The 19,876-nt window shown below is 60.4% G+C and carries 18 protein-coding genes; 11 read left to right on the top strand and 7 right to left on the bottom strand.

What is annotated here, in order from left to right; translation table 11 throughout:
• Positions 1 to 57: 57 nt before the first annotated feature.
• Both ppnN and EXW71_RS17510 read right to left on the bottom strand, forming a co-directional pair.
• Positions 58 to 1,431, bottom strand: coding sequence for a nucleotide 5'-monophosphate nucleosidase PpnN (ppnN, locus tag EXW71_RS17515; protein ID WP_134659694.1), 1,374 nt, complete (start codon positions 1,429 to 1,431; stop codon positions 58 to 60).
• Positions 1,432 to 1,582: 151 nt separating this feature from the next.
• Positions 1,583 to 2,407, bottom strand: coding sequence for an aspartyl/asparaginyl beta-hydroxylase domain-containing protein (locus tag EXW71_RS17510; RefSeq protein ID WP_060753185.1), 825 nt, complete (start codon positions 2,405 to 2,407; stop codon positions 1,583 to 1,585).
• Between the two features lie 274 nt (positions 2,408 to 2,681).
• Between EXW71_RS17510 and fabV the strand changes: the two genes are divergently transcribed.
• Both fabV and EXW71_RS17500 read left to right on the top strand, forming a co-directional pair.
• Positions 2,682 to 3,875 carry an enoyl-ACP reductase FabV gene (fabV, locus tag EXW71_RS17505; RefSeq protein WP_123715139.1) on the top strand — a complete coding sequence of 398 codons (1,194 nt, stop codon included), beginning with the start codon at positions 2,682 to 2,684 and terminating at the stop codon, positions 3,873 to 3,875.
• A 148-nt stretch (positions 3,876 to 4,023) separates the two neighbouring features.
• Complete coding sequence (locus EXW71_RS17500) at positions 4,024 to 4,647, top strand: HAD family phosphatase (protein ID WP_134659696.1); 624 nt, start codon at positions 4,024 to 4,026, stop codon at positions 4,645 to 4,647.
• Here the strand turns inward: EXW71_RS17500 and EXW71_RS17495 are convergent.
• Positions 4,644 to 5,549, bottom strand: coding sequence for a LysR family transcriptional regulator (locus EXW71_RS17495; RefSeq protein ID WP_123715141.1), 906 nt, complete (start codon positions 5,547 to 5,549; stop codon positions 4,644 to 4,646). The genes EXW71_RS17500 and EXW71_RS17495 overlap by 4 nt on opposite strands.
• 103 nt (positions 5,550 to 5,652) lie before the next feature.
• On the opposite strand from EXW71_RS17495, the gene EXW71_RS17490 reads away from it, so the two are divergent.
• A complete protein-coding gene (locus EXW71_RS17490) occupies positions 5,653 to 6,825 on the top strand; it encodes an aspartate aminotransferase family protein (RefSeq protein WP_123715142.1) in 1,173 nt (390 codons plus the stop codon).
• On the opposite strand, the gene punR is transcribed toward EXW71_RS17490, so the two are convergent.
• Positions 6,803 to 7,720, bottom strand: a complete 918-nt coding sequence (punR, locus tag EXW71_RS17485) for a DNA-binding transcriptional activator PunR (RefSeq protein ID WP_134659698.1) — start codon at positions 7,718 to 7,720, stop codon at positions 6,803 to 6,805. The genes EXW71_RS17490 and punR overlap by 23 nt on opposite strands.
• A gap of 122 nt (positions 7,721 to 7,842) precedes the next feature.
• Here punR and punC point away from each other — a divergent pair, with 122 nt between their 5' ends.
• Positions 7,843 to 9,027 carry a purine nucleoside transporter PunC gene (punC, locus tag EXW71_RS17480; RefSeq protein ID WP_134659700.1) on the top strand — a complete coding sequence of 395 codons (1,185 nt, stop codon included), beginning with the start codon at positions 7,843 to 7,845 and terminating at the stop codon, positions 9,025 to 9,027.
• A gap of 66 nt (positions 9,028 to 9,093) precedes the next feature.
• Here punC and EXW71_RS17475 read toward each other — a convergent pair whose 3' ends face one another.
• Positions 9,094 to 9,927 carry a nucleoside-binding protein gene (locus tag EXW71_RS17475; protein ID WP_134659702.1) on the bottom strand — a complete coding sequence of 278 codons (834 nt, stop codon included), beginning with the start codon at positions 9,925 to 9,927 and terminating at the stop codon, positions 9,094 to 9,096.
• A 158-nt stretch (positions 9,928 to 10,085) separates the two neighbouring features.
• Here EXW71_RS17475 and EXW71_RS17470 point away from each other — a divergent pair, with 158 nt between their 5' ends.
• On the top strand, positions 10,086 to 11,588 hold the full coding sequence (locus EXW71_RS17470) for a nucleobase:cation symporter-2 family protein (RefSeq protein WP_134659704.1): 1,503 nt from the start codon (positions 10,086 to 10,088) through the stop codon (positions 11,586 to 11,588).
• A gap of 99 nt (positions 11,589 to 11,687) precedes the next feature.
• On the opposite strand, the gene EXW71_RS17465 is transcribed toward EXW71_RS17470, so the two are convergent.
• Together EXW71_RS17465 and EXW71_RS17460 are read right to left on the bottom strand one after the other, a co-directional pair.
• Positions 11,688 to 12,620 (bottom strand): proline iminopeptidase-family hydrolase, encoded by a 933-nt coding sequence (locus EXW71_RS17465; protein ID WP_134659706.1) that lies wholly within the window; start codon positions 12,618 to 12,620, stop codon positions 11,688 to 11,690.
• Between the two features lie 92 nt (positions 12,621 to 12,712).
• Positions 12,713 to 13,477, bottom strand: a complete 765-nt coding sequence (locus EXW71_RS17460; RefSeq protein WP_134659708.1) for a LuxR family transcriptional regulator — start codon at positions 13,475 to 13,477, stop codon at positions 12,713 to 12,715.
• 183 nt (positions 13,478 to 13,660) lie between these two features.
• Here EXW71_RS17460 and EXW71_RS17455 point away from each other — a divergent pair, with 183 nt between their 5' ends.
• The 6 genes from EXW71_RS17455 to EXW71_RS17430 are packed head-to-tail and all read left to right on the top strand — an operon-like array spanning position 13,661 to position 19,818.
• Positions 13,661 to 14,548, top strand: a complete 888-nt coding sequence (locus EXW71_RS17455; protein WP_123715149.1) for a proline iminopeptidase-family hydrolase — start codon at positions 13,661 to 13,663, stop codon at positions 14,546 to 14,548.
• Positions 14,549 to 14,551: 3 nt separating this feature from the next.
• On the top strand, positions 14,552 to 15,499 hold the full coding sequence (locus EXW71_RS17450; RefSeq protein WP_123715150.1) for an ABC transporter permease: 948 nt from the start codon (positions 14,552 to 14,554) through the stop codon (positions 15,497 to 15,499).
• On the top strand, positions 15,496 to 16,353 hold the full coding sequence (locus tag EXW71_RS17445; protein WP_134659710.1) for an ABC transporter permease: 858 nt from the start codon (positions 15,496 to 15,498) through the stop codon (positions 16,351 to 16,353). Before EXW71_RS17450 ends, EXW71_RS17445 begins: the two co-directional genes overlap by 4 nt.
• On the top strand, positions 16,350 to 17,306 hold the full coding sequence (locus EXW71_RS17440) for an ABC transporter ATP-binding protein (protein ID WP_134659712.1): 957 nt from the start codon (positions 16,350 to 16,352) through the stop codon (positions 17,304 to 17,306). Before EXW71_RS17445 ends, EXW71_RS17440 begins: the two co-directional genes overlap by 4 nt.
• Positions 17,303 to 18,322 carry an ABC transporter ATP-binding protein gene (locus EXW71_RS17435; RefSeq protein ID WP_134659714.1) on the top strand — a complete coding sequence of 340 codons (1,020 nt, stop codon included), beginning with the start codon at positions 17,303 to 17,305 and terminating at the stop codon, positions 18,320 to 18,322. The genes EXW71_RS17440 and EXW71_RS17435 overlap by 4 nt, the downstream gene beginning before the upstream one ends.
• Complete coding sequence (locus EXW71_RS17430) at positions 18,304 to 19,818, top strand: ABC transporter substrate-binding protein (RefSeq protein ID WP_134659716.1); 1,515 nt, start codon at positions 18,304 to 18,306, stop codon at positions 19,816 to 19,818. Before EXW71_RS17435 ends, EXW71_RS17430 begins: the two co-directional genes overlap by 19 nt.
• Positions 19,819 to 19,876 lie beyond the last annotated feature (58 nt).

The following is a 19,876-nucleotide window of genomic DNA, read 5'->3' as shown; positions in this document are numbered from 1 at the left end:
GAATCAATGGTGTGACGGTGCTGTGCGGATTACTCAGCCACCTTTACTGAGTCACTTTTATTGAACGACGCGATAACACGGTACATACGCCGCGCCACCCGGTAGCTTCATGCGGTGTTGGGCCACGAATGCCTTCAGCAGCTCATCCAGCGGTTTCATGATGGCCGGGTCGCCGTGGATCTCGTAGGGGCCGTTCTGTTCGATCAGGCGAATGCCTTTGTCCTTGACGTTACCGGCCACGATGCCCGAAAACGCACGGCGCAGGTTGGCCGCCAGTTCATGCGGTGGCAGCGCGTGGCTCAGTTGCAGGCTGGCCATGTTCTCGTGCGTCGGGTCGAATGGGCGCTGGAAGCCTTCGTCGATCTTCAGCAGCCAGTTGAAGTGGAACGCGTCGTTGCGCTCGCGACGGAACTGCTTCACGGCCTTCAGGCCGCTCGTCATCTGCCGTGCCACTTCGGCGGGGTTGTCGATGATGATCTGGTAGTGCTTTTGCGCCGCCTCGCCCAGGGTGGCACCGACGAATGCATGCAATTGTTCCAGGTACGGCGCGGCGTGTTTCGGCCCGGTGAGGATGACCGGGAAGGGCAGGTCGCGGTTGTCCGGGTGCATCAGGATGCCCAGCAGGTACAGGAACTCTTCGGCCGTACCGGCGCCGCCCGGGAAGATGATGATGCCGTGGCCGACGCGCACGAAGGCTTCCAGGCGTTTTTCGATATCCGGCAGGATCACCAGCTCGTTGACGATCGGGTTCGGCGCTTCGGCGGCGATGATGCCCGGCTCGGTCAGGCCCAGGTAACGGCCGTTGGTGATGCGTTGTTTGGCGTGGGAAATGGTCGCGCCTTTCATCGGGCCCTTCATCACGCCGGGGCCGCAGCCGGTACATACGTCAAGGCTGCGCAGGCCCAGTTCGTGCCCGACTTTCTTGGTGTATTTGTATTCTTCGGTGTTGATGGAGTGGCCGCCCCAGCACACCACGATCTTCGGTTCGACCCCGGCGCGCAGCGTGCGGGCGTTGCGCAGCAGGTGGAACACGTAGTCGGTGATGCCTTGGGAATTGCTCAGGTCGATGCGCTGGCTGTCCAGCTCGTTCTCGGTGTAGATGATGTCACGCAGGGCGCTGAACAGCATCTCACGGGTGCTGGCGATCATTTCACCATCGACGAACGCATCGGCCGGGGCATTCAGCAGTTCCAGGCGTACGCCGCGATCCTGCTGGTGGATACGCACTTCAAAGTCTTTGTAGGCGTCGAGGATGGTCTTGGCGTTGTCGATATGCGCGCCGGTGTTGAGAATGGCCAGGGCACATTGACGGAACAGGGTGTAGATGCTGCCGGTGCCGGCTTCACTCAGTTGTTGCACTTCACGCTGGGAGAGGGTTTCGAGGCTGCCCTTGGGGCTGACGGAGGCATTGATGACTTGACGTTGGGGCATTCTGATTCCTTGAAAGCACAGCCATCGCCTCCCACGGGAGCGGCGATGGCCTGGGAATGGTGGGCGCCCGAACTCGGGCGCACTGGACCGTTATTCTGGCCGCCTCACAGGCTGGGCGCAAACACCGTCCGGCACCATCATGCCGCAGAACTTACTGAATCAGCTTCCAGTTTTTGTAGAAAACCCGACGCAGGGTGAAGACCAGGCCGGCAAAGCCTGAGATCACGGCGTTGAGCACGCCCGGCAGCGGGGTCGGTCGCACGATATCGATGAACAGGCAGTAGCGTTTTGCATCGTTCTTGTTGAAGGACGCATGCATCAAGGTGTCATCGAAAATAAACAATGGGTCGTCGTGCCAGTAGTGCTTGTGCTTGCCCACCTGAATGTAGACGCCTTCATGGTGCGGTGCCGGTGCCATGTTGTAGAGCACGCGGAACATCATGCGCAGGGGGCCGAAATGGAAGGAGGTCGAGCGGTTCTCGTTGAATACCGAGACGCCGATGGTCTTCACAAACGGCAGTTTCTTGCGCAGTTGCGGGATGTCCAGGGTGGTTTCGATCGGCCGGCCGTACCATTGGAAGAACAGCATGCCGCGCTTCTTCTCGGCCATGCGCTCATCCAGGTAACTGATGATTTCATCTTTGTTGGCCATGGCGTCATCGATCACCTGTTGCAGGTCCTCGCGCCAGGCGGGCGGCAGGTCGCGCATGGTGTAAACATGGCGGTTGCGGCTGCTCAACAGGTCGAACAACGTATTGAACGGTGCCAATATCCACGTATTGCGGCCGTTCCCGATGAAGTACTTCTTGATGGTGTCACGGTCATACAGGCCGTTGCGCAGGAAATCGTACAGGCCGCAGAACACCACCAGCAGCAGAAATACCAGGCTGGTGCGTGGGAAGCAGTAGATAAACAGCAGAACGCCAAGCACCCAGGCAACTGATACCAGCTTTTTGCGAACAGCACTTTTACTCATGAAACATGGCTCCGGACCGGAAACAAAGCGAAACAATCCGCCCATGATAGGACTTTATGACGTCGCCTGGCGGTTTAAATATTGCGAATTTGTGAAGCCCCGGCACAATTTTTAACAGGTGTTATGGCCGTCCTGATGTTTTGTGGATTGAATTTTGAGAACAGAAGATTTGCGTCTATCGTGACGCTTCGGTTTTTCGGACGTCATAGACCGGTACGATTGAAGTTGAATGGCCACTATTGGCCTTCGGCACCTTGGAAGAGGCAGAATTTTTATGATCATCAAACCGCGGGTTCGTGGCTTTATCTGTGTGACCGCTCACCCTGTTGGCTGTGAAGCGAACGTCAAAGAGCAGATCGACTACGTCACCCAACACGGCGCCATCGAAGGCGGCCCGAAAAAGGTGCTGGTCCTCGGCGCCTCCACCGGTTACGGCCTGGCCGCGCGCATCAGTGCTGCGTTTGGTTGCGGCGCCGACACCCTGGGCGTGTTTTTTGAGAAGGAAGGCGAAGAAGGCAAGCTGAGCTCCGCCGGCTGGTACAACAGCGCCGCGTTCGAGAAGTTTGCCGTCGAAAAAGGCCTGTACGCCAAGAGCATCAACGGCGACGCGTTCTCCGACGAGATCAAGCGCCTGACCATCGAAACCATCAAGAAAGACCTGGGCAAGATCGACCTGGTGGTCTACAGCCTGGCCGCGCCACGCCGTACCGACCCGCAAGGCGTGGTGCACAACTCCACCCTCAAGCCTATCGGCAAGGCTGTGACCCTGCGCGGTATCAACACCGACAAGGGTGTTGTGGTCGACACCACCCTTGAGCCGGCCACCCAGGAAGAAATCGACGGCACCGTCAAAGTGATGGGCGGCGAAGATTGGCAACTGTGGATCGACGCCCTGCGTGACGCCGACGTGCTCGCCGAAGGCGCCAAGACCACCGCCTTTACCTATCTTGGTGAGAAGCTGACCCAGGACATCTACTGGAACGGCTCCATCGGCGAAGCCAAGAAAGACCTGGACAAGAAGGTCCTGACCTTGCGCGACAACCTCGCCGCGCTGAAGGGCGACGCCCGTGTGTCGGTACTCAAGGCCGTGGTCACCCAGGCCAGTTCGGCCATCCCGATCATGCCGCTGTACCTGTCGCTGCTATTCAAAGTGATGAAAGAGCAGGGCACCCACGAAGGTTGCATCGAGCAGGTCTACGGCCTGTTCAAGGACAGCCTGTACGGCAAAGAGCCCAAGCTGGACGCCGACGGCCGCCTGCGTGCCGACCTGGCCGAGTTGGAACCGAAAGTCCAGGACGCCGTGGCGGCCCTGTGGAACCAGGTCACCGACGAAAACGTCAACGAGATCAGCGATTTTGCCGGCTACAAGGCAGAATTCCTGCGCTTGTTCGGCTTTGAAATCGACGGCGTGGATTACGACGCTGACGTGAACCCGACTGTGAAGATCAATGGCCTGATTCAAGCCTGAGACGCAGTCTGAAAGTGGGAGGGGGCTTGTCTCCCTCCCATTTTTTCTCGTGTAAGCCTGGAAGTTTCTTACACCCCCTCGCGCTCCCACCCTCCCTCACAATCTGCCAGACTCCTTCGGCTATCAAGCCACGCTAACGGAGGATCTGATGACGATTCGTGCAGTAGTTTTTGATTTTGGCGGTGTCCTGTTCGACTGGAACCCGCAACATCTGTATCGCAAGCTGATTGCCGGCGACCAGGAGCGGCAATGGTTTCTCGATAACATCTGCACCCAAGCCTGGAACACCGAGCAGGACGCTGGCCGCAGCCTGGCGGACGGCACGCGCCGCCTGATCGAGCAATACCCTCAATACGAACCCTTGATCCAGGCTTACTACGACCGCTGGCACGAGATGCTGCGCGGCCCGCTGCCCGAAGGCGTGGCGATTCTCGAAGCGCTGCACGCAGCCGGCATGCCTCTGTTCGGGCTCACCAACTGGTCGGCCGAGACGTTCCCTTATGCGCGTGCCAACTACCCGTTCCTGCAGCGCTTTCGCGACATCGTGGTGTCTGGCGAGTTGAAGCAGATCAAGCCGGACGCGGCGATCTATCACGCGAGCCTGGAACAGGTGCGCGCCCATCTGCCGGATATCCAGCCAGGCGAAGTGGTGTTTATCGATGACGTCGCCGGCAATACCGAGGCGGCGGTCGCGCTCGGTTGGCAGGGAATTCACCATGTCTCGGCCGAGCGTACGGCTGCGCGTCTGCGTGAGTTGGGCGTGGCGTTCTAGCGCGCCCACTTTTCCATGACGAAGTCGACGAAGGCACGCAATTTGGGCAGGCGATAGCGGTCCTGGCGGTACAGCAGGTGCATAGGGCGGCAGGGCAGTTGATAGTCGGTCAACAGCGCCACCAGTTTTCCGGCCTGCAGGTCGGGTCGGACGAGGGCGTCAGGTAGCATCACGATGCCCATGCCCTGTACCGCCGCCTGGTGCAGGCCTTGGGAGCTGTTGATCGTCAGCGAGCCGGACACGGCAACTTCCACTTCGCCTTCCTGGCCGGTCATGCGCCACAGTTTGTCGGCATTGCGCCAGTCGTCGGTCGAGGGGTACGCGAACGCCAGGCAATCGTGCTGTCGCAGGTCCTCGGGCACCTGCGGCGTACCGCGTCGCGCCAGGTAAATCGGTGAGGCGCAGAGGGTCAGGGTGTAGTCCTGCATGGGCCTGGCGATCAGGCTTGAGGGTTCCAGCTCGCCCAGGCGAATCGCCACGTCGAAGCCGCTGTCGACCAGGTCCATGCGCTGATTGCTCAGCACCACGTACAGATTGATCAGGGGGTAGCGCTGGGCAAATTCGCTCAAGGCCGGCGCCAGTCGCTCTGTGCCGAACACCGGCGGGGCCGTGATACGCAAGGTGCCTTTGGGAGCGTCGCTATGGGCTTGCTCCGCCCATTGCTCCGAGTCAGCCACCAGCCCGAGCACTTCCAGACAACGTTGGTAATACTGCCCGCCGAACTCCGTAAGGCTTTGTTTGCGGGTGGTGCGCTTGAGCAGGCTGACGCCCAGTCTTTGTTCCAGGGCGCGCAAGTGGTTGCCGACCATGGTGGTCGACATGCCGCAGGCGTGAGCCGCGGCGGTCATGCTGCCAGCTTCCACCACTTTTACGTACACCGACATTGCCTGGAACAGATCCATTATCAAGCCCTGGTTTAAAGTCATTGCAGGAATGTGCAGTTTATCCAGCTTGGGTGGCTAACGATACTGGAGCTATCACAATGATGCACTGGAGCCCGCCGCCATGACCGCCGCCTGCCTGATGGACACTTATCAACCCTTGGCCTTGAGTTTTACCCGTGGCCTGGGCACACGCCTGTGGGACCAGCAGGGCCGTGAATACCTCGATGCGGTGGCCGGTGTCGCAGTGACCAATGTGGGGCATTCCCATCCGAAACTGGTGACGGCCATCAGTGAGCAGGCCGGTTTGTTGCTGCACACCTCCAACCTCTACAGCATTGACTGGCAACAACAGCTGGCTCGGCGCCTGACCCAGTTGTCCGGCCTGGACCGTGCGTTCTTCAACAACTCCGGTGCCGAAGCCAACGAGACAGCACTGAAGTTGGCGCGCCTGCATGGCTGGAAAAAAGGCATAGAGCAGCCGTTGGTGGTGGTCATGGAAAACGCCTTTCATGGCCGTACCCTGGGCACTATGGCGGCCAGCGACGGGCCGTCGGTGCGCTTGGGTTTCCAGCGCTTGCCGGGGGATTTTCTCAAGGTGCGCTTCGGCGATATGGCGGCTCTGGAAGCGCTCACGCTACAGTTCGGCTCGCGCATCTCGGCCGTCTTGCTGGAACCTGTCCAGGGCGAAAGTGGCGTGTTGCCCGCACCGCCCGGTTACCTGAAAGCCCTGCGTGATCACTGCACGCGCCACGGTTGGCTGATGATGCTCGACGAAATCCAGACCGGTATCGGCCGTACCGGCACCTGGTTTGCCTTCCAGCACGAGAGCATTACCCCGGACGTAATGACCCTGGCCAAGGGCCTCGGCAACGGCGTGCCCATCGGTGCTTGCCTGGCGCGCGCTGCAGTGGCCCAGTTGTTCACCCCGGGCAGCCATGGCAGTACCTTCGGCGGTAACCCGCTGGCGTGCCGCGTGGGTTGCACCGTGCTGGATATTATTGAAGAGCAAGGTTTGCTGCAGAACGCCGCGCAACAGGGCGAACGCTTGTTGGCGCGGTTGCGGGTGGAACTGAGCGAGCACCCGCAGGTGCTGGCGATTCGCGGGCTGGGCTTGATGATCGGTATCGAGCTGGCCAGCCCTTATCGCGACCTGACCCAGCGAGCCGCCCAGGAACATGGGCTGTTGATCAACGTGACGCGGGGCAAAATCATCCGCCTGTTGCCGCCGTTGACCCTGGCGGGCAAAGAGGTCGATATGATCGTGAGGGCAATCACCCGTTTACTGGACCATTGAGCCATTCCTGGTTCAACGTCTCGGTATCGCCCAGGTATTCCAGCAGCCACGCCATGGCCGGAGACAGTTTGTTCTGGGCCCAGGCCACGCACGACGGGCTGGCCGGGAACGGTCTGTGCAATTGCAGCGCGACCAGTTCACCGCGTTCGATCCACGGTAACACCTGATGCGCCGGCGCCATGCCGACGCACAGGCCGTCGCGCAGGCAATCCAGTGCCGAGGCCCAGTTGGGCACCACCAGACGCCGTTGGTTATCCAGGGTCCAGGTATCGCGCTTGGGCAGGTTGCGCGAGGTATCGGTCATGCACAGTGACGCGAACGGGCGCAATTGATCATCACTGAGCAAACCTTCAACCGCCGCCAATGGGTGCTTGGCGCTGGCCACGCACAACCAGTTCAGCAAGCCCATGTCGCGAAAGGTGAAGTGGCTGGCCACCGGCACCGCGCTGGTGGCGCCGATCACGATGTCGGTGCGCTCATCGGCCAGGGCGTCCCACACGCCGTTGTACACTTCGTACTCCAACAGCAATTCCACCTCGGGAAACTGCCGGTAGAAGTCCAACACCAACTGGCGGCAGCGCTGGGGTTTGACGATGGAGTCAACGGCGACTTTCAATTGACCGCTCCAGCCGTTCGCCACTTGCTGGCATAAACGCCGCGTGCCGAGCATTTTTTTCATCACACCACGGGCTTCGTCGATAAACAGGCGGCCGGCCGGGGTCAGTTCGACATCGCGATGCCGCCGCACAAACAGAGGCACCGCCAGCCATTCTTCAATCTGACGCACCGTGTAGCTGATGGCCGAGGGTACGCGGTGCAACTCCTGGGCCGCGGCGCTGAAGCTGCCATGGCGTGCCACGGCATCGACTACATCCAGGGAGTATTCGGACCACATGGGACTTGCCTTCAAAAATATTGATAAGAGTGTCCAATTATTATCGCTTCACAGCAAAACTGTCAGCTTCATAATGGGCGTCGGTCAACAAATTGTTTGATGGCAGGTTCTCAAAGGTTTCGATGAAAAATTCGTTTGGTTTTACGGGGTATCTGGCGGGGCTGAGCATGCTCGGTTATCTCGCCATGGACATGTACTTGCCGGCATTCGGTGCCATGGGCGAGCAGTTGCAGATTGGTGCGGGTGCCGTGGGCGCCAGCTTGAGTATTTTCCTCGCCGGTTTTGCGGTGGGGCAGTTGTTGTGGGGGCCGTTGTCTGACCGTCTGGGGCGCAAGCCGATCCTGCTCACGGGCCTTAGCCTGTTTGTGCTGGGCTGCCTCGGCATGTTCTGGGTCGAGACCGCGCCGCAGTTGCTGGCATTGCGCTTCATACAGGCGATTGGCGTGTGTTCCGCCGCGGTGAGTTGGCAGGCCCTGGTGATCGACCGCTACCCGGCCGACAAAGCTCACCGTGTGTTTGCCGGCATCATGCCGCTGATGTCGCTGTCGCCGGCCCTGGCGCCGTTGTTGGGGGCGCTGGTGTTGAATCACTTTGGCTGGCAGGCGATCTTCGGGGTCTTGCTGGGTGTGGCGCTGTTGTTGCTGCTGCCGACGCTGTTCCTGCGCAGAATGCCGAAACGTCAGGCGGAGGAGGGCAAACCTTCACGCCTGGGGTACGGCCAGTTGCTGACCTCTCGCGTGTTCACCGGCAACGTGATGATCTTCGCCGCGTGCTCCGCCAGTTTTTTCGCTTGGCTGACCGCTTCACCGTTTATCCTTGGCGGCATGGGCTATAGCCCGAATGACATTGGCCTGAGCTATGTGCTGCCGACCTTGGCGTTTCTCATCGGTGGCTACAGTTGCCGCAGCGCACTGCAGCGTTACCAGGGTAAAACCCTGCTGCCGTGGTTGCTGCTGGCCTACTGCATCAGCATGGTGGCGTTGTATCTGGTCGCCACATTGACGGTGCCGACCCTCACCACGTTGCTGATCCCGTTCTGCCTGATGGCATTGGTCAACGGCGCCAGTTACCCCATCGTGGTGGCGAATGCGCTGATGCCGTTTGCGGAAAACTCCGGCAAGGCGGCGGCCCTGCAAAACACCCTGCAGTTGGGCCTGTGCTTTCTCAGCAGCCTGCTGGTGTCGTCGATGCTCGACCAGCCGTTGCTGATTACCGTGATCGTGATGCTGGCGACCGCGCCGATGGCGGTGCTGGGGTATTGGTTGGCGCGGTCGAAGACGGATCATTCGGAATTGGCCAAGGCGTGAACTGACAACCTGTTCAAAAAATGTGGGAGGGCACCGTCCCTCCCACATTTTGATTGGGGTCTTCGGTTAGAACGTGACTTCCATATTCAGCGTCGGCGTAGATGTGCGGCTACCCCGGCCGCCGTCAACGCCGAACTTGTTGTGCCAGTACTCGTAGCCCAGCCCGAGATACAGGTTCGGCTTGACGCTTTTCCCCGGCCGCACCGCCACCATCAACGCCGTGCGCATCAGCGCTTCCGGCGCAGTATCGCGGCCGTGGTAGTCCTCGCCTTTTTCCCCGACATAATTGATGAAACCCTGGAATTTGGCCGCATGGTTGGCGATTTCAAACGGGCGCATCCACGTCAGGTTGAGCATGTAGGTGTCGTCGAAGGTATAATTGGACTCCTTCGCACCTGGGATGCCGGTATGGTTTCGTTCCTTGTAGTACAAAAGGCTCAGGTCCAGCACGCCGACGGTGTTGAATTTCAACGTCGGGCCGGCTACCAGTGCGCGCTTTTTGGCCGAGGCGAAGTTGTTGTTGCGGTTGGCGTCAAAACCCAGGGTCAGCGCGTAGTCCTTGATCAGCCCGGTACCGAGCGGCACATCGAATACCCGCGACGCGTACAACTGGTGCCGATAGACGGCATACACCTCACTGCCGCCATGGTCGGTGCCCTTGCGTGGGTCGCGGCTGTCGGAGAGGAACACATCGAGATTGAGGTAGTTGCTGCCGTACTGGTAGCCGCTGGCGTGGGTAAAACTGTAGATGCGCTTGCTGAAGTCGTCGGGGTTGTTCGGGTTGGTGAAGTGCTGTCCGTAGCGAAATCCCAAGCTGTTGTTCATCCATTCCACTGCAACGGCCTCCCCGCCGCCGAGGAGAGTGAGGGCAACGGTTGCACCTTGTAATGCCTTTTTCATTGTTTCAGGTCCTTTGGCGTTCTGGCTCATGACGGCCGGATTGTTTTTGTAACGCCGTTGGAGGGTATCTTGTTCAATTGATTGTATACAACTCTATGGACATCGAGCCATGACATTGCATACAGTGCTTGCACAACAAAAACAGAGAACCCCTCACCATGACTATTCCGAAGGCGTCATCGCAGCGGCCAGAAGATGAAAATCTTGGCGTCGCCGCCAATATGGCTTACGGCCTGCAGCATGTGCTCACCATGTACGGCGGCATCGTCGCGGTACCGTTGATCGTCGGCCAGGCGGCCGGGTTATCACCCGCGGATATTGGCCTGCTGATCGCGGCCTCGTTGTTTGCCGGTGGTTTGGCGACCTTGTTGCAAACCCTTGGCCTGCCGTTCTTCGGCTGTCAGCTGCCGCTGGTGCAAGGCGTTTCGTTCGCCGGTGTGGCGACGATGGTGGCGATTGTCGGCAGTGATGGCGCCGGTGGCGTGCCGGCGATTCTCGGGGCGGTGATGGCCGCGTCGTTTATCGGGTTGTTGATCACGCCGGTATTCTCAAGGATCACCAAGTTCTTCCCGCCGCTGGTGACTGGCATCGTCATCACCACCATTGGCCTGACCCTGATGCCCGTTGCGGCACGGTGGGCCATGGGCGGTAATAGCCGTGCGCCCGATTTCGGCAGCATGGCGAATATAGGCCTGGCCGCATTGACCCTGGTGCTGGTATTGCTGCTGAGCAAGATCGGCAGCGCGACTATTTCACGCTTGTCGATCCTGCTGGCGATGGTGATAGGCACGGTGATCGCGGTATTGCTCGGCATGGCCGATTTTTCCGGCGTGACCCAGGGGCCGATGTTCGGTTTCCCTGCACCCTTCCATTTCGGCGTACCTACCTTCCATGTGGCCGCGATCATCTCCATGTGCATTGTTGTCATGGTAACGCTGGTGGAAACCTCGGCGGATATCCTGGCCGTGGGCGAGATCATCGATACCAAAGTCGATTCCAAGCGCCTCGGTAACGGCCTGCGTGCTGACATGCTGTCGAGTATGTTCGCGCCGATTTTCGGCTCTTTCACTCAGAGTGCATTCGCACAGAATGTCGGGCTGGTGGCGGTGACCGGTGTGAAAAGTCGTTTTGTGGTGGCCACGGGCGGGGTGTTCCTGGTGGTGCTCGGCTTGCTGCCGTTCATGGGGCGCGTGATCGCTGCGGTGCCGACCTCGGTACTCGGGGGAGCCGGTATTGTGCTGTTCGGCACCGTGGCGGCCAGTGGCATTCGCACCTTGTCCAAGGTGGACTATCGCAACAACATGAACCTGATCATCGTTGCCACTTCAATCGGTTTCGGCATGATCCCCATCGCGGCGCCGAGTTTCTATGATCACTTTCCTACTTGGTTTGCGACGATTTTCCATTCGGGGATCAGTTCGTCGGCGATCATGGCCATTTTGCTGAACCTGGCGTTCAACCACTTCACCGTCGGTAATTCGGACCAGCAATCGGTGTTCGTGGCGGGGACGGAGCGCAGTTTGTGCTTCCACGATGTGGCGGCACTGCGTGACGGGGATTACTTCAGTGGCGGCAAGTTGTTTGATGCACAGGGGACGGAGATTCCGTTGCTGGCCGATGTGCCGAAGAAGTCGGCAAAGCCTGAGACCAGCGAGGTCTGAACGGTGGGGGCGGGTTTGCTCGCGAAGGCGGTGGCTCGGTTGAAATAACCGCGGCTGGCACACCGTCTTCGTGGGCAGGCACGCTCCCACATTTGGCAATCATCCAGCCTTGCGTTCGGGGTGTTTCGCCGAACACGCCTCATCCAGAAACTTCACCACTGTTCCCATGCACGCCTGGCGTTCTTCCACGTGGGGCATGTGACTGGAGTCTTCAAACAGTGCCCAGCGCACGTCCGCGATCTCATCCAGAAACGGCTTGACCACCAGCGGCGTGGCCTCGTCGTGTCGACCGGAGATCACCAGCGTCGGTACGTTGATCGCCGACAGGCGGCCAATCACGTTCCAGTCTTTCAAGCTGCCGATGACGTGAAACTCGGTCGGGCCGCTCATGGCGTGGTACACCGTCGGGTCTGAATCAACCTGGGCGAAGGTACGTGCCACCTCTTCCGGCCATGGGTTGACCCGGCATACGTGCTGGTCATAGAAAACCCGCGAAGCGGCCAGGTATTCCGGGTCCTGGTAGGTGCCGGCCTGTTCATGCTTGAGCAGGGTTTCATGCACGCCTTCCGGCAACAATTTGCGCAGGCGGTTGGCCTCGCTGACCCAGGTGCGCATGCACGTCGGCGAGTTGGCGGGGATAAACGCGCGCAGGCCCTTGGGCTGCTGGATCGCATGTTCGCTGCCGAGCATACCGCCCCAGGACTGGCCGAGGATCGCGTAGTTATCGCTGATCTGCAGGTGGTCCAGCAGGTTGTTCAGCTCTTCGAGGAACAGGCCGATGGTCCAGAACGATGGGTCTTTGTCGGGCAGGTGAGTGGAGCGGCCGTTGCCCAGTTGGTCATAGTGAATGACCGCGTGGCCACTGGCGGCGACGTCCTTGAAGGCGTCGACATAGTCATGGGTGCAACCAGGGCCGCCATGGATGATCACCAAGGGGGTGCGGCCGGTGGTCAGGTCGCCGGTGACGCGGTACCAGGTCTGGTAAGCGCCAAAGGTCGCATAGCCTTCGCGGACTTTTTCGATGAATTCCATTTCGTACCCTGCTCTGAAAAAAGGATCAGGGCCACGATAATCTGCACGAGACGTTTAGGTAACTAGCAAAACAGATAGGTTTTGCCGATGGCTCAATCTTCGAGCAGGCGGTAATGGGTGGCACGCACCACCGCCTGGACGCGGTTCTTGGCGCCCAGTTTGTGCATGGCCGAAGCCAGGTGCAGGGTGACCACCGCCAATGAACGGCTCAGTTGCGTGGCGATTTCGGCGGCGGTCAAGCCGTCGGTGGCCCATTTCAGGCACTCGCGTTCACGCTTGGTCAAATGAATGTGCGGGTAGGTGCGAAGCTCTTTGCTGAACAGCGGGTAGGCCGCTTCCTGCAAGGCGTGAGTAATGAGGCTGAAATCCGCCAGGGTCTGCTGGGCGTCCTTCAAAACCGTGTGCGCCTTGCCGATGCGCAGCCCGGTAAGGGAGGCAAAACCGCCCCGGGGCAAGTGAATGGGCACGCTGACACCGCAGGTCAGTTGCCGTTCATGCAGGTAGGACGATACCGGCGCGTGGCAGGGGTCGATGATTTTCTGCAGGGCGGTCTCGGTTTTTGCCTCGTAAGACCAGACAAACGGCGACACCGTGCTCAGCGCCAGATGCTGCACCGGGTCAATCTGGTAAAACCCTTCGCTGCACCACAAGGCCTGCCAGTCGGTCGGTGTGTTACGCAACTCCAGCACCGAGGGGGTGATCAGCGTGCCATCAAGGTCGATGGGCACCGGGGTGTAGTCATACACCAACGCATCGAAGCCCAACTGCTGGGCGAGGATGAACGTGTTGTCCATCTGTTCATCCAGGCTCCTGCCCGGCATAAGGCGGTTATTGAAGGCAGTTAGCTTGGCCAGCATCCGTTCTGCTCCCGAATTCGTTTGAATCTCGACTTGCTGCAAGTAGAATGCCACGCCCCGGCGAAGGACTGCCAGGCCAAACCTATAAGAAATACTAGGTTATGGACGCGCGGCATCCTCGGTAGTGTTGGCCTGATAAACGGCCGCTAGCTGCCAGGCCGATACAACACAAGGAATGTATACATGTGGCGTGAAATTGCCCCCGACCAGCAGTACAACGTGCAAGTCGACGGTCATAACCTCGTGGTCTACAGCTTTGGCGACGGCGATGAGGTGCTCTTGTGTCTCAACGGCGGTCCGGGCCTGCCGTGTGATTACTTGCGCGACGCCCATGGCTGGCTCAAGGACCATAACCTGCGAGTGGTTGCATTCGACCAGCTTGGCACGGGCGCATCAGCCAGACCGACCGATGTTGCCCTGTGGGAAATCCGCCGTTATGTGGAAGAAGTCGAAACCGTGCGCCAAGCCCTGGGCCTGGGCCGCGTGCACTTGCTGGGGCATTCCTGGGGCGGCTGGCTGGGTATCGAATACGCCATCCATTACCCCGACGCGCTGAAAAGCCTGATCCTGGAAAACACCGTCGGCGACATCCCGCACCTGTCTCAAGAACTTGAACGCCTGCGCAGTGCCCTGGGCAGCGAAACCGTGGCCATGATGCAACGCCACGAAGCCATGGGCACCCTGGACCACCCGCAGTACCAGGCGGCCATTACCTTGCTCAACTACCGCCACGTGTGCCGCCTGGACGAATGGCCCGAGCCGGTCAAGCGCTCCCTCGGCGACTGGAACATGGGACCGTACGAAACCATGCAAGGCCCCAACGAATTTCTGTACATCGGCAACCTCAAGGACTGGAACCGCATCCCCGAGATGGCCGGGTTCAAGATGCCGATATTGATCACCACCGGCCAACATGACGAGCTGACCCCGGCCTGCGCCATGCGCATGAAGCAGGCCGCCAGGCACGCCGAGTTGCACGTGTTCCCCAACAGCAGCCATATGCCGTTTTATGAAGAGCCCCAGGCATATTTTCCGGTGTTGCTGGACTTTCTCGCTCGTCATCGAGGCTGACGGATGAACCTGGCGCGCTACCGCTTTGTGCTCTCCCGGCCGCTGCAATTGCTGCCGGTGTTGTTCGGCATCAGCCTGATCACCTTTGTGCTGGTGCGCTCGATCCCCGGCGACCCGGCGCGGGCCTTGCTCGGCTCGCGCAGCACACCGGATGCCCTGCTGAAAATCCGCGCGCAGTACGGTCTTGATCAGCCTCTGTGGCTGCAATATTTCTACTTCCTCAAGAACCTGCTCAAGGGCGATCTCGGCCAGTCGTTGCTGTACAAGGTTGATGCGCTGAAGCTGATCGTCACCCGCATCGAGCCGACCCTGGTGCTGGTACTGGGCAGTGTGGTGCTGGCGCTGCTGATTGCGCTGCCGTTGGCGACGCTGGCGGCACGCAATAAAGGTGGGTGGGTGGACAACCTGGTCCGCGTGTTCACCACGGTCGGCCTGGGCATGCCGGCATTCTGGCTGGGCTTGATGTTGATCCTGTTGCTGAGTGTGCAATGGGGCTTGTTCCCGGTGTCCGGCTATGGGCGGACCTGGCTGGATAAGGCCCACCATATGCTGTTGCCCTGCCTGACCATCGCGCTGGCGCTGTCGGCGGTGCTGGTACGCAACCTGCGGGCGAGCATGTTGATGGAGTTGCAGGCCGACCATGTCACCGCTGCACGGGCGCGCGGGCTGTCGGAGGCCGCGGTGTTCCGCCGGCATGTGCTGCCCAACTCACTGGTGCCGGCGGTCAACCTGCTGGCAGTGAATATCGGCTGGCTGATCAGCGGCACCGTGGTGATCGAGAGTCTGTTCGCGATTCCGGGCATTGGCCAATTGCTGGTGCGCGGTATCTTTACCCGCGACTACATGGTGGTGCAGGGCGTGGCGATGGTGCTGGCCTGTGCGACGGTGGTGGTCAACTTCCTCGCCGATGTGGTGACGGTGGCCCTCGACCCGCGAGTGAAGATGCAATGAGCAGCCGCCCACTGATCGCCCCATGGCGCTTGCGCCTGCGGTTTGGTTTTCGCAACGGTCGGCTGACCGCGGCCTGGGGGCTGTTGATCCTGCTCGGCTGGTTGGCCCTGGCGCTGTTCGCGCCGTGGGTCGCGCCCTATGACCCGATTGCGCAGAACACTGACTTCAGCTTGCTGGCGCCGAGCGCGGCCCATCCCTTCGGCACGGACAACTATGGCCGAGACATCCTTTCACGGGTGATCTGGGGCGCGCGCATCGACCTGCAACTGGCCATCGTCGGGGTGATTTTTCCGTTCATGATCGGCACGTTCGTCGGCGCGGTTTCCGGCTACATTGGCGGGCGTTTCGATAGCTTTTGCATGCGCGTGATCGACGTGATCCTGGCGTTCCCGTTCCTGGTGCTGATGCTGGCGATCATGGCTATCCTCGGCCCGGGCCTGAAGAGCTTTTATATCGCCATGGCGTTGGTAGGCTGGGTGTCCTATGCGCGGCTGATCCGCTCCCAGATCCTGGTGCTCAAGGAAAGCGACTTTGCCCTGGCCGCCAAGAGCCTGGGCTTCGGCCATGGGCGCATTCTGTTCCGGCATTTGCTGCCCAATGCGATGTTCGGCTCGATCGTGTTTTCCATGTCTGACGCCGTGTTGGTGCTGCTCAATGGTGCCGCCGTGAGTTACCTCGGCCTGGGCGTGCAACCGCCGACGGCCGAGTGGGGGACGATGGTGGCCGAAGGGCAAGCGTTTATCACCACGGCGTGGTGGATCTGCACCTTTCCGGGCTTGGCCATCGTGACCCTGGCCATGGGCTTCAGCCTGTTGGCCGATGGTGTGGCGCAAGTATTAGGGGACCGCTCATGAGCTTGCTGCAAGTGCGCGACCTCAGCGTGATCGCCAACAACACCGGGCGCGATGTGACCTTGGTGGACCGCGTGTCCTTCGACCTGGCTGAAGGCGAAATCCTCGGCCTGGTGGGGGAAAGCGGCTCGGGCAAGACCATGGCCTGTCGCGGCTTGATGCGTCTGCTGCCATCGCCCGGCTTACGCGTGCAAGGCGGCGCGGTGCGACTGGCCGGCCAAGACCTGTTGTCACTGGATGACGCCGGCATGCGTGCCGTGCGCGGCGGCCAACTGGGCATGATCTTCCAGAACCCCAGCAGCCACCTCGACCCGTTGATGCGTATCGGTGAGCAGATTGCCGAGGGCATTCGCCTGCATCAGGGGGCGTCGAAAAAAGACGCGCGATGGCAGGCCATCGAGGTGCTGCGTCAGGTAGGCATCCCCGACCCCCAGGCGCGGGTCGACAACTACCCTCACGAATTTTCCGGCGGCATGCGCCAGCGCGCCATGATCGCCGTGGCGTTGGGCTGCAACCCGAAAGTACTGATTGCCGATGAGCCCACCACGGCGCTGGATGTGACGGTGCAGGCGCAAATCCTGCGCCTGTTGCTGGACCTGCGCGACCAGCGGGGCCTGTCGATCATCATGATCACCCATGATCTCGGCGTGGTGGCGCAGACCTGTGATTCCATTGCGGTGATGTACGCCGGGCGCCTGTGCGAACACGGCAGCAAATACGACGTGCTGGCGCGTCCGCAACATCCTTATACCGCCGGCCTGATCGATTGCCAGCCGGCCCACAGCAGCGGCCATGCCTTGCTGCGCACCATTCCCGGCCAACCGCCGTTGCTGGATGCGTTACCGCGTGGTTGCCGCTTCAGCCCACGTTGCCCGCAGGTCGGCGCGTTGTGTACTGAATGGCTGCCCGAAGGCGCGCAGGTAGCGTGCCACTATCCATTGGGAGAGCGCCCATGAGCCTGTTGCAGATCAAGGACCTTGAGGTGCGCTTCGCCGCGTCCGGCAGTGGTGTGTTCGGTCTGAACAAGCAGTGGGTGAGGGCCGTCAATGGTGTCTCACTGAACCTGGGCGCCGGGGAAACCCTCGGGTTGGTGGGCGAATCCGGCAGCGGTAAAAGTACGTTGGGCCGGGCGATTTTGCACCTCAACCCGATCAGCGCCGGCCAGGTACTGTTCGATGGTATCGACATGGCCCACGGCAGCGCTATCGACATTGCCCGCCTGCGCCATGAAACCGCGATGATCTTCCAGGATCCGTACGCCGCGCTGAACCCACGCCACACGGTCGGCGAAACCCTTGCCGAAGTGTTGCGGGTACAGCGCAAGGTCACACCGCAGGACATTCCACGTCGGGTCGATGAGCTGCTCGATCTGGTCGGGCTGCGCCCGGAGCTGGCCAGCCGCAAACCCGGCTCCCTCAGTGGCGGCCAGTGCCAGCGGGTCGGTATCGCACGCGCATTGGCGGTGGAGCCGCGCTTGATCATTGCCGATGAGTGCGTGGCGGCGCTGGATGTGTCGATCCAGGGCCAGATCATCAACCTGTTGCTGGAGCTGCAGCAGCGCATGAACCTGGCGATCCTGTTTATCGCTCATGACCTGGCCATTGTGCGACGCCTGTGCGACCGCGTGGCGGTGATGTACCTGGGCAAGATCGTCGAAGAAGGGCCCGTAGAGGCGGTGTTCACCGCACCGCGCCATCCCTATACGGCGGCGTTGATTGAGGCGATTCCCGAGATCGATCCCCGTCGGCCGTTACCGGCTGAACCCTTACCGGGCGAGCCACCAAGCCCGTTGAATTTACCTACAGGTTGCGCCTTTCACCCGCGTTGCCGGCACGCCCGGCCTCTGTGTTCCGTGGTGTTGCCGCCTACCCATTTCCTGCACGAGCATCGGTACAGTTGCGTGCTTGAAGAGCCGTTGACCCTTTCTGCCGTCTATCAACAAGGAGTTCAGACATGCAATCCCGTCACTTGAAGTTGCTCGCCGCCGCCACATTGACCGCTTGGTCGCTGACGGCCGGGCTGGCACACGCCGCTGGCGTCCTGACCATCGGCTGCCGTGAAGACAGCACCACGTTCGACCCGATCAAAAGCGCGCAAAATCGCGACACCTGGGTATTCGCCAACGTCTACGACACCCTGGTGCGCGTGGACAACCTGGGCACCGAGATGGAGCCGGGGCTGGCCGAAAGCTGGGACATTTCCAAGGACGGCCTGACCTACACCTTCAAGCTGCGCGATGCGAAGTTCTCCGACGGTTCGCCAATCACCGCCGACGATGCTGCGTTCAGCCTGTTGCGGATCCGCGACAACAAAGCCTCGCTGTGGAGCGATCCGTTCAGCCTGATCAACACCGCCAAGGCCACGGACGCGAAAACCCTGGTGGTCACCCTGAAAACTCCCGCCGTGGCTTTCCTCTCGCAACTGGCGTCGCCCACCGTATCGATCCTGTCGGAAAAGGCCATGACCCAGATGGGCGAAGACGCGTACTCGGAAAAGCCGGTGACCTCGGGCGCGTTTACCGTGGATGAGTGGCGCAAGGGCGATCGGGTGATCCTGAAGAAAAACCCGAACTTCTGGCAAGCCAAGAACGTTAGCCTGGACGGTGTGGAATGGGTGTCGGTGACCGATGACAACACCCGTATGCGCATGGTGCAGAACAACGAGCTGGACACGGCGATCTTCGTGCCGTTCTCCCGGGTGGAAGAGCTGAAAAAAGACAAGAATGTGGTGATCCACTCCGACCCGTCCACCCGTGAGGATCACTTGCTGATCAACCACGCTCACGGTCTGCTGGCCAAGCAGGAAGTGCGCGAAGCGCTGGACATGGCCATTGATAAACAATCGCTGGTCAAGACCGCCACTTACGGTCAAGGCACCGTGGCTTATTCCTACATCCCGAAAGGCTCGTTGTACCACTACGCCAACAACCTGCAGCGCCCGTATGACCCGACGGCCGCCAAGAAACTGTTGGAGCAGGCCGGGGCCAAGGACTTGAAGCTCAACTACGTAGTCAATGCCGGCAACGAGGCCGATGAGCAGATCGCGGTAATCATCAAGGACCAGCTGGCCAAAGTCGGCGTGACCGCCAACCTGCAAAAGGTCGACCCAACCCAGAGCTGGCAGATGTTGGTGGATGGTGAGTACGATATTTCGGTTATGTACTGGACCAACGACATTCTCGACCCGGACCAGAAAACCACCTTCGTGCTGGGGCACGACACCAACCAGAACTACATGACCCGCTACAAGAATGACAAGGTCAAGGAGCTGGTGGCCGCGGCGCGGATCGAGGCCGACCCGGCCAAGCGTGAGCAGATGTATGTCGAACTGCAGAAGCTGGCGAAACAGGATGTGAACTGGATTGACCTGTACTACAGCCCGTACATCAACATCTCACGCAAGAATGTGAGCAACTTCCTGCAAAACCCGCTGGGGCGCTTCACGCTTGAGGAAGTGGTGAAAAACTAGAGAGCGTCGTAATACCTATGGGGGAGCTGGCAAGCCCGCTCCCCCATTTGGTTTTGGT

Source organism: Pseudomonas sp. BCA17 (genome assembly GCF_004519405.1).
Taxonomy (GTDB): domain Bacteria; phylum Pseudomonadota; class Gammaproteobacteria; order Pseudomonadales; family Pseudomonadaceae; genus Aquipseudomonas.
This window is presented reverse-complemented; position numbering and strand designations above follow the sequence as displayed.

Coding starts and splice junctions, on each gene's coding strand:
- punC (WP_134659700.1), top strand. CDS start 7,843: ATGAAAAATTCGTTTGGTTTTACGGGGTATCTGGCGGGGCTGAGCATG.
- EXW71_RS17460 (WP_134659708.1), bottom strand. CDS start 13,477: ATGCTGGCCAAGCTAACTGCCTTCAATAACCGCCTTATGCCGGGCAGG.
- EXW71_RS17495 (WP_123715141.1), bottom strand. CDS start 5,549: ATGGATCTGTTCCAGGCAATGTCGGTGTACGTAAAAGTGGTGGAAGCT.
- fabV (WP_123715139.1), top strand. CDS start 2,682: ATGATCATCAAACCGCGGGTTCGTGGCTTTATCTGTGTGACCGCTCAC.
- EXW71_RS17450 (WP_123715150.1), top strand. CDS start 14,552: ATGAACCTGGCGCGCTACCGCTTTGTGCTCTCCCGGCCGCTGCAATTG.
- EXW71_RS17510 (WP_060753185.1), bottom strand. CDS start 2,407: ATGAGTAAAAGTGCTGTTCGCAAAAAGCTGGTATCAGTTGCCTGGGTG.
- EXW71_RS17435 (WP_134659714.1), top strand. CDS start 17,303: ATGAGCCTGTTGCAGATCAAGGACCTTGAGGTGCGCTTCGCCGCGTCC.
- EXW71_RS17490 (WP_123715142.1), top strand. CDS start 5,653: ATGACCGCCGCCTGCCTGATGGACACTTATCAACCCTTGGCCTTGAGT.
- EXW71_RS17430 (WP_134659716.1), top strand. CDS start 18,304: ATGCAATCCCGTCACTTGAAGTTGCTCGCCGCCGCCACATTGACCGCT.
- punR (WP_134659698.1), bottom strand. CDS start 7,720: ATGTGGTCCGAATACTCCCTGGATGTAGTCGATGCCGTGGCACGCCAT.
- EXW71_RS17475 (WP_134659702.1), bottom strand. CDS start 9,927: ATGAAAAAGGCATTACAAGGTGCAACCGTTGCCCTCACTCTCCTCGGC.
- EXW71_RS17445 (WP_134659710.1), top strand. CDS start 15,496: ATGAGCAGCCGCCCACTGATCGCCCCATGGCGCTTGCGCCTGCGGTTT.
- EXW71_RS17440 (WP_134659712.1), top strand. CDS start 16,350: ATGAGCTTGCTGCAAGTGCGCGACCTCAGCGTGATCGCCAACAACACC.
- EXW71_RS17500 (WP_134659696.1), top strand. CDS start 4,024: ATGACGATTCGTGCAGTAGTTTTTGATTTTGGCGGTGTCCTGTTCGAC.
- EXW71_RS17470 (WP_134659704.1), top strand. CDS start 10,086: ATGACTATTCCGAAGGCGTCATCGCAGCGGCCAGAAGATGAAAATCTT.
- EXW71_RS17465 (WP_134659706.1), bottom strand. CDS start 12,620: ATGGAATTCATCGAAAAAGTCCGCGAAGGCTATGCGACCTTTGGCGCT.
- EXW71_RS17455 (WP_123715149.1), top strand. CDS start 13,661: ATGTGGCGTGAAATTGCCCCCGACCAGCAGTACAACGTGCAAGTCGAC.
- ppnN (WP_134659694.1), bottom strand. CDS start 1,431: ATGCCCCAACGTCAAGTCATCAATGCCTCCGTCAGCCCCAAGGGCAGC.